This is a genomic window from Halalkalibacter akibai JCM 9157 (genome assembly GCF_000513135.1).
GTDB lineage: Bacteria > Bacillota > Bacilli > Bacillales > Bacillaceae_D > Halalkalibacter > Halalkalibacter akibai.
Genome location: NZ_BAUV01000091.1, coordinates 1 through 6,849, shown reverse-complemented (window position 1 = coordinate 6,849; position 6,849 = coordinate 1). Strand labels below are relative to the sequence as shown.

Genomic DNA, 6,849 nt, shown 5'->3' with positions numbered 1-6,849 from the left:
ACCCGTTAGTTGAAGAAGGTCAGGGGTTATTTAGATTTTGACAAAATAACCTATCCTATGAACTTCTCACTTTCAATTCATTTATTCAAAGTAGATTTCCTCTTCTTTAGCTTCGGTTCCTTCGAACCACTCAATTAGTATTGGGTAATTATTATTAATAGTATATATTGCATAAAAGGTATTTTGGTCTGTTATTTGTATAGTATTACTCTCAAACTCAGTTATTTCTCTACTTATATTATAATCATATCGATCCTTGAAATAGAGTTTAATGTTAGTAATATCTTCACTACTCCCAATATACTCAAGTACAATCTCTAATTCTTCCCCCATACCATATAAGTGATCCTCAGATTGCTCATCATTTACTTCTAAGGAACCAACCCAATATACTCCTTCAGTTTGCAATTTTTTAGTTTCACTTTCCCCAGAGCAACCGAAAAGAAGTAGTGATACTATACACATCCACAAACCTAAATATGTTTGATTCACTAAAAATCCCCCTTTTTTCTTGCCAAAACCAATAAACACTTAAATTCCTCCCCTCATATTGATCTGCTTTTATGCAAACCTGCCCGTTAGTACATTAGCTGTTTCTTGTTGAAGCAGCGCTCCCTGTTAATAATTAAATGAATTTTCTATGTTTAAATTTCATAACCAACTACACATACATACTTATAAACTATAACAAAAGTAAGTGACACTTTTTTAGATAATAAGGCACCAAGGTATTTAGTCGCTTAAGCTTTCCTTGCTACTATTTTGTAAGCTTTTTTTTCCGTAGGTTCTTCTCCGACGTCATTATGCTGCTTGCTTGTTATATATTGAGAATTACAATGGTTACAGGTGAGATGATAAAAAGTATAATCTGGAAGATTTCTTTTTTTTGTATTGAAATTAGTCAACATCCGTTTTTCTTTAATAAATCCTGCAAATTCATTTATTTCATCCTTGTAAAACTGCACTTGAACTTGTTGCAGATCTTTTAAGTAATCATCAATACTAGAATCAAATAGCCGCCTTTCTTCCATAAAACTTTTTTTACACTGGTAGCAGATGATTCGACGACTAATCAAAATAATCATTGGCAAAGAACTACCTAAAAAGAAGAAAAATCCTTCTTGGGGGGATAGTAGATAATCTAAGAAGGTGACTTGAGATTTAAGTGTATCTCCTATGGGTAAATTATGGATAAAACCATCACTTGTTATATATGCGATATTATATTGTATAAACATTATTGTAGCGAAGCTAATAGCCGCTAAAGGAATTCCATTTAGCAATTTATAATACCTAAAAGAACTTTTAAAGTATTTGAAGATGTACAAATAGTAGAAAAATGTTGAGGTAAACCCAACAACAAAATACCCTTCGTATGGGAATTTGAATCCGAATGTTAAATTTAAGGGGAGACCTGCTATTACAGCTACTAACACGGAAATAAAAACTGATAACGCACCAAAAAGTAGTGCCACCTGACTGCCTCCATTCACGTAAATAACTAAAACACTTCATATCTGAATATCTTCTATTAAGATGATTATTGACTATAGCAACGCAAACACTCTAATGTGCCTTAGTTATTTTTCAAATTAATTCTTTTTAATAATTCACTTTCTTCAAACACATCACCCAATTTAATAACTATTTCTGCATTGTATGCCTTTTCTAATACATCGTTTAAATCTTGACCTTCACTGATTTCATATTTTAAGGAGTATTGTCCTGTTTCGTTGGGCTTTAAATAGGTTTGTTTTTTAGCGCTTAATCCTAGCATATTAGAAAGTAAGTTAGGAGCCTTCCCTTCAGTGTCTTCAATTTTCCAATAATTCTCCGCCATTAACGCTAATAATTCATCATGGGCTTCCATATAGACTATCAATTGATTTGAACCGTCACCATTTACTGTACCAATAACTTCGTCACCAGCATTCAACAACTCAAAATTATAGTGAAGAACCTTTACATCTTTCTTGTATCCCTCTGCTTCTTCATTAGAATTGTTCTTCGAAGAGTCATTTCCAAGATTGCCACTATCTCTCAATTCATATTCTTCAACTTCAACGGTTAACGCAGATAACTCAATCGAATTTTTGCTTGAGGGGTTAGAGTCAGTAGTAGTAGTAGTACAAGCACTAAGTATCACTATTACCAATATGTTATCGAAAAATGTCTCAATGTGAATTCCTCCTATACCCTTATTTTACCATAAATAGCTAATAACTTGTTGAATTATCCTGCCCGTTAGTACAATAAAAGAAAAAGCACTGTTCCTTATTGAAGCTGATCTCCCGTTATCTTAATAAATTCCCAAAGAAAATAACGAAAGTCAAAAACACTGATAATCCCAAAGTAAGAATAATAGTGGCCACACTTCTTGCCATCCCTCTCCAACCTTCAATTCCCGAAAAACCTAATACTCCAAAAAAGAAAATTATCAAGGTAATATATAAAACCAGATTTAAAGGGTGTGTACCCAAAATAGAGTAATCAATTGGACCTGAAAGAGAAACTAAAAAAAACAATACTATACAGATTATTGAACAGATAAATGCCCAAATGTTAATCTTTTTCTTCATTATCAGCACCCCTTTTTTTCCATTAGTTCAACAATCTAATTTTTCTTCAACCTCATTTTTTAGCCATTCTTCCTCTGCTTGGTATCTATATAAGGTTTCTGTTATAGCGTCGTTAACTACCCTTGTATAATCGTTATGTAATTCCTGTTCCAACTCTTTGATATCAACTCTTAATAATCCCAACGCTCTAACTTTTTCTTCATTAGACATATATTCATAAATTTTTCTCATAAAGTACACCTCTCTTGTGCAAAACCTTTTTTACTTTTTGCTCCGTAGTGAAAAAGCGTCTCCACTAATCTCAGAAACGCACCCGTTAATTGAAGAAGAAAAGAACTTATTACATTTGCTGTTGTACTTCGATTTTTTCTACTAAGGACTTTACTTTATCCATAAAAGAACCTATTTCATTACTTATTTGAATATTCATACCTAAACCTACATCACGAAGAAACTCTCGTAACTCAATGAAATGTTCAATATCTTGTTCAGAAACATCTGCAAAACTATATTGTTTATCATAGGGATACTGTGCTTTCAATTGATGGTAAAATTTATTTAGGAGTTGCTTATCTTTACTGGAAACTGAATTTAGGTTTTCTCCCGTTTGCATGCCTATCCAAAGACCTGTCATTACTTCTCCAACTTTTACAGTTACCAAGTTAGGCTCCGACCAATCATTTTCAATTTGATGTGCAATTAAACCTTCTAATTCAACTAAATTACCTTGTACCTCTGTAATAAATATCTGTTCAGAAGCAAAGTTTATCTTTATATATCCCCACACCAATACAATAACTAATAAGATGTTTACAGCAATCGAAATTCTAAATAATAGCTTCTGTTTTTTACTCACTACATCCCCTCCACATATACTACTAATTAAAACCTTAACACTCGTTTGTTCTATTTTAAGCTAAACTTGTTAATTCCTTATTCAACTCTTCTGCTCCGTTACTTCAACAAGGAAAAGGCGATAACCCTTATTCAGCTATCGCATCCGTTACTTTCTGTAGTGCTTATAAAAAAAATGGCTAAATTAAAGCTTTTTATGTATAAGATTTAAATAAGTCGTTCCTGTAGAGTCGTGCACTTTATTTGGAGAGGCGAGCATGATAGCCTGTTTTGGCTGAGCCAGAATCATTGATTTCCCTGGCTTCATGGCTCATTATCATGCCCGCAGAGGCTCCAAGTAAAGTGACAAATTGCCTGTTCTTACTTCCAGTAGAGGGTTCAATCAATATTTAAAAATAACTTCAAAATGACTTACTCACTTAATAAAGCACTACACTACATTTAAGTAAAATACTTCACAATCTTTTTTACTTTTTTTAAAACCTAATTCCTTAAATTCGTAATCAATGCAATTACAGCCTCTGTTTGGGTTCTCACAAGGTCTTTATATAATTAATTCTTACACGTTATATTTAAAGACGAATAGAGCCATAATGATGTCTACCCTCAAAAAGAAACGCAATGATACTCTCATAATAGGGTATAAATTTTTTAAGTTCGATTAGCTTTAAAATTTCCTCTTTAGAAGCCCATTTGACTGCCTGTACCTCTTCAGTCTGCAATGTCAATTCATTCAAATCAAAGTCATATTTAATTAAATAGTAATCATCAAACCCACGTTCAAAGTTAATAGTAAGTTGTGGACGTATCTTTTCAAAGTTATAATGAATCCCCAACTCCTCGAATAACTCTCTTGAAGCCGCCTGCTGACTTGTATCGCCTGCAACCGCACTTCCACCACAAGTGATATCCCAAAGGTTCGACCATCCTTGCTTAAAGGGCTGACGTTGTTGTATGAGCATCTCTCCTTTTGAATTAAATATACATACGTGTACTACTAAATGAAACTCGTCTGATGTCATTTCATCTCCACGGGTTATTTGTTTTTCTATCTTATTACGATGCTTATCATATAAATCCCACTTTTCCATTGGTTAACTCCTTTTTAAAAGTTCCATTTTAAACAAACCTGCCCTATAGTTTAACATTAATTTCCTTTTTACTGAGATAGAAAAAAGCATTTCTTGTTAAAGAGAAGCTCCCGTTAGTTCAAGAATCTATTGAAGAAAAGTATCTCTACTTTCGCTTATAGGCGATTTAATACTGTAATATAGCAACCATGTAGGATATTGTGTTTCATTCCACTAAACTCTTTGTCTAAGTGGATGTAAATTTCATTCAATATGGCATTTCTCTCATTTTCATCAAAACCAGATAGCCACGATAGTGAACCTACTCTTCCGCACCATTCCTCATTAGTAAAAGTAACGTTGTAGTTAAACTTATACGTTTCTCGTAAGTCAAATTGATGTTCTTGCCATTCTTTATACCACTCAACTGGAAACCCGTTAATCAACTGTTTCGATTTAGCCTTTGAACCCGCAGATTTCAACTTCCCGTTTGGCATATATCTTTTAATAATATCAAGAGTATCCGCTATAACTTTACCTTTAGAAATAAACCCTGAATCCATAACTATCAACGAGCCATTGTCCTTTAAAATCCTTTTAATTTCAGTAAGAGTTTGTTCACTCTCAAACCAATGCCAAGCTCTTAACACGGTAATATAATCATATGTATCTTCCAACAAGGTTGTAGATTCCGAAAAAGCATTAATATAATTAATCATATAACCTTCATTTTTATCCATTTCTTTGGCTTCTTGGATTAACTCATTGGATGGTTCTACACCAACAACAACAGCTCCCTCCTTGTGTAAAGCTCTACTTAATACACCCGTTCCAGAACCTAAATCTGTCACTTTTTTATTTTTAAAATTAATGCCTCTATGTTTTAAACTTTCAAGTAGCTCAATAGGTAAATCATTTCTAAACTTGGCGTAATTTTTTGCGACATTACCGAAATTAACCTTCATACTTATCTCCTCCAAAAAAGTTTTAGTTACTCCAATTCCTATAATTGTAGATTGAACTAAACTGCCCTTTACTTCAATAAGCGATAGGAGCTGCCTTAAAATCGATAGCTCCCTGTTCAGCTATTGCACCCCGTTCAATAAGGAAGTTTAGTTCCTTTTGTTCAAAATTGGTCTTTCAAGAGAAAGTATATCTTCCTCTATACTAAGCATTTTCTGTTCGAACACCTCTTTTGCATCCATTATACCTTGATTATAAAAATAAGGACCGATTTCTTTTAATACAAAATCAAGTAGGTTTTCAGCACCCAAATTACCGATTTCTTCAGCCCGTTTATTGTAAAAATAATCTTGCAATTTACTTATAATTTGGTCTTTGTTTTCCTTCGGTAGCCTAATATACATCAAAATCTCCCCTTAATCTTTCAGGTATTCTTTCTTTTATGAATCTCTTAACTTGCTCTTGTTTTTCGATTCCTTGTGGTAAAGAAAACAATCGATTTAACAACACCCAACGTAAAGCTGCGATACATTCAAAAAGCTCAAATTCAAAAGGCATAACAGTATGATTTAAAAGATATTTATAGGTATCTGCAAATAACCGAGATGGTTTTTCTCCATTATATAGCCACAAAAGGAAATAAGCCCAAGCGAAATCATAGCGAAAATCACCTATTCTGGTATTTGTCCAATCAATAACAGTTATGTTGTTATCATTAAAAAGAACATTACCAAGGTTGAAATCTCCGTGTATCAAAGTTGGTTTTCTAATAGGAATTTCTTTTTTTAACTGTTGAATTAGATTTGCTATATCAGATTGAGTGTTTAATCTTGGAAAATAATCATTAATCAGTTCATCAAATGAGCTTAAATTCATTTTTTCCTCATTTAATATTAACGCACTTCGATGAATCGAATAAAGAACAGAAGTTAATGATTTAATTTGATTATCAGAAGGTGTTTTAAGAGGAGAACCAGCATAACTCATTACAAGATATTGAACATCATTTTTATCAATTCCCCAGCTATATGGAAAAGGTACTGGAAGTCCATTCAACAAACCTTTTTCCAAAAAATCGAACTGATTTTTTACATTTATCCTAAAACCTTTCCTCCACCTTTTGATTATACATTTATGCTCACTTTCAATAATTAAAACAAATATTTCAGCCTCTTGACCTTCCGATAGAAATTTAATTTCTAAACGTTCATTGTAAAGAAGTTCATTAAAAAACTCATTTTTGTTTTGCCAATTAACTAATTGAAATTCTGATTGCATAGATACCTCATTTTATTTTTATCGACTTTATGTGTTATTCTTTTTTGCCTCTTAATACTCCTTTAAAATATCGTTTATTCTCCAACTAAACTGCTCCGTTAAAT

Annotated in this window: 10 protein-coding genes; all 10 read right to left on the bottom strand. The window is 32.6% G+C overall.

Annotated elements, in window-relative coordinates; translation table 11 throughout:
• Positions 1-81: 81 nt before the first annotated feature.
• The 10 genes from JCM9157_RS22440 to JCM9157_RS22395 all read right to left on the bottom strand — a co-directional run bounded on the left by JCM9157_RS22440 (position 82) and on the right by JCM9157_RS22395 (position 6,745).
• Positions 82-531 (bottom strand): hypothetical protein, encoded by a 450-nt coding sequence (locus JCM9157_RS22440; protein WP_035668610.1) that lies wholly within the window; start codon positions 529-531, stop codon positions 82-84.
• A 209-nt stretch (positions 532-740) separates the two neighbouring features.
• A complete protein-coding gene (locus JCM9157_RS22435; protein WP_035668608.1) occupies positions 741-1,475 on the bottom strand; it encodes a hypothetical protein in 735 nt (244 codons plus the stop codon).
• 101 nt (positions 1,476-1,576) lie between these two features.
• On the bottom strand, positions 1,577-2,146 hold the full coding sequence (locus tag JCM9157_RS22430) for a hypothetical protein (RefSeq protein ID WP_148296950.1): 570 nt from the start codon (positions 2,144-2,146) through the stop codon (positions 1,577-1,579).
• A 148-nt stretch (positions 2,147-2,294) separates the two neighbouring features.
• The gene (locus JCM9157_RS22425) at positions 2,295-2,579 is read right to left on the bottom strand and encodes a hypothetical protein (protein WP_035668603.1); all 285 of its coding nucleotides are present in this window, start codon (positions 2,577-2,579) and stop codon (positions 2,295-2,297) included.
• 27 nt (positions 2,580-2,606) lie between these two features.
• Entirely contained in the window at positions 2,607-2,810 is a 204-nt protein-coding gene (locus JCM9157_RS22420; protein ID WP_035668601.1) for a hypothetical protein, read from the bottom strand.
• 109 nt (positions 2,811-2,919) lie between these two features.
• Entirely contained in the window at positions 2,920-3,435 is a 516-nt protein-coding gene (locus tag JCM9157_RS22415; protein WP_035668599.1) for a hypothetical protein, read from the bottom strand.
• 571 nt (positions 3,436-4,006) lie between these two features.
• Positions 4,007-4,525 (bottom strand): NUDIX hydrolase, encoded by a 519-nt coding sequence (locus tag JCM9157_RS22410; protein ID WP_035668597.1) that lies wholly within the window; start codon positions 4,523-4,525, stop codon positions 4,007-4,009.
• Positions 4,526-4,680: 155 nt separating this feature from the next.
• Positions 4,681-5,469 (bottom strand): class I SAM-dependent methyltransferase, encoded by a 789-nt coding sequence (locus JCM9157_RS22405; RefSeq protein ID WP_035668594.1) that lies wholly within the window; start codon positions 5,467-5,469, stop codon positions 4,681-4,683.
• A 147-nt stretch (positions 5,470-5,616) separates the two neighbouring features.
• Positions 5,617-5,871 carry a DUF2164 domain-containing protein gene (locus JCM9157_RS22400; protein ID WP_035668591.1) on the bottom strand — a complete coding sequence of 85 codons (255 nt, stop codon included), beginning with the start codon at positions 5,869-5,871 and terminating at the stop codon, positions 5,617-5,619.
• Positions 5,861-6,745, bottom strand: a complete 885-nt coding sequence (locus tag JCM9157_RS22395) for a phosphotransferase family protein (protein ID WP_035668589.1) — start codon at positions 6,743-6,745, stop codon at positions 5,861-5,863. The genes JCM9157_RS22400 and JCM9157_RS22395 overlap by 11 nt, the downstream gene beginning before the upstream one ends.
• Positions 6,746-6,849: the final 104 nt, after the last annotated feature.

Bases quoted from the DNA above. Each gene is read 5' to 3' on its own strand.
- JCM9157_RS22425 (WP_035668603.1), bottom strand. From the start codon at position 2,579: ATGAAGAAAAAGATTAACATTTGGGCATTTATCTGTTCAATAATCTGT.
- JCM9157_RS22420 (WP_035668601.1), bottom strand. From the start codon at position 2,810: ATGAGAAAAATTTATGAATATATGTCTAATGAAGAAAAAGTTAGAGCG.
- JCM9157_RS22410 (WP_035668597.1), bottom strand. From the start codon at position 4,525: ATGGAAAAGTGGGATTTATATGATAAGCATCGTAATAAGATAGAAAAA.
- JCM9157_RS22405 (WP_035668594.1), bottom strand. From the start codon at position 5,469: ATGAAGGTTAATTTCGGTAATGTCGCAAAAAATTACGCCAAGTTTAGA.
- JCM9157_RS22400 (WP_035668591.1), bottom strand. From the start codon at position 5,871: ATGTATATTAGGCTACCGAAGGAAAACAAAGACCAAATTATAAGTAAA.
- JCM9157_RS22395 (WP_035668589.1), bottom strand. From the start codon at position 6,745: ATGCAATCAGAATTTCAATTAGTTAATTGGCAAAACAAAAATGAGTTT.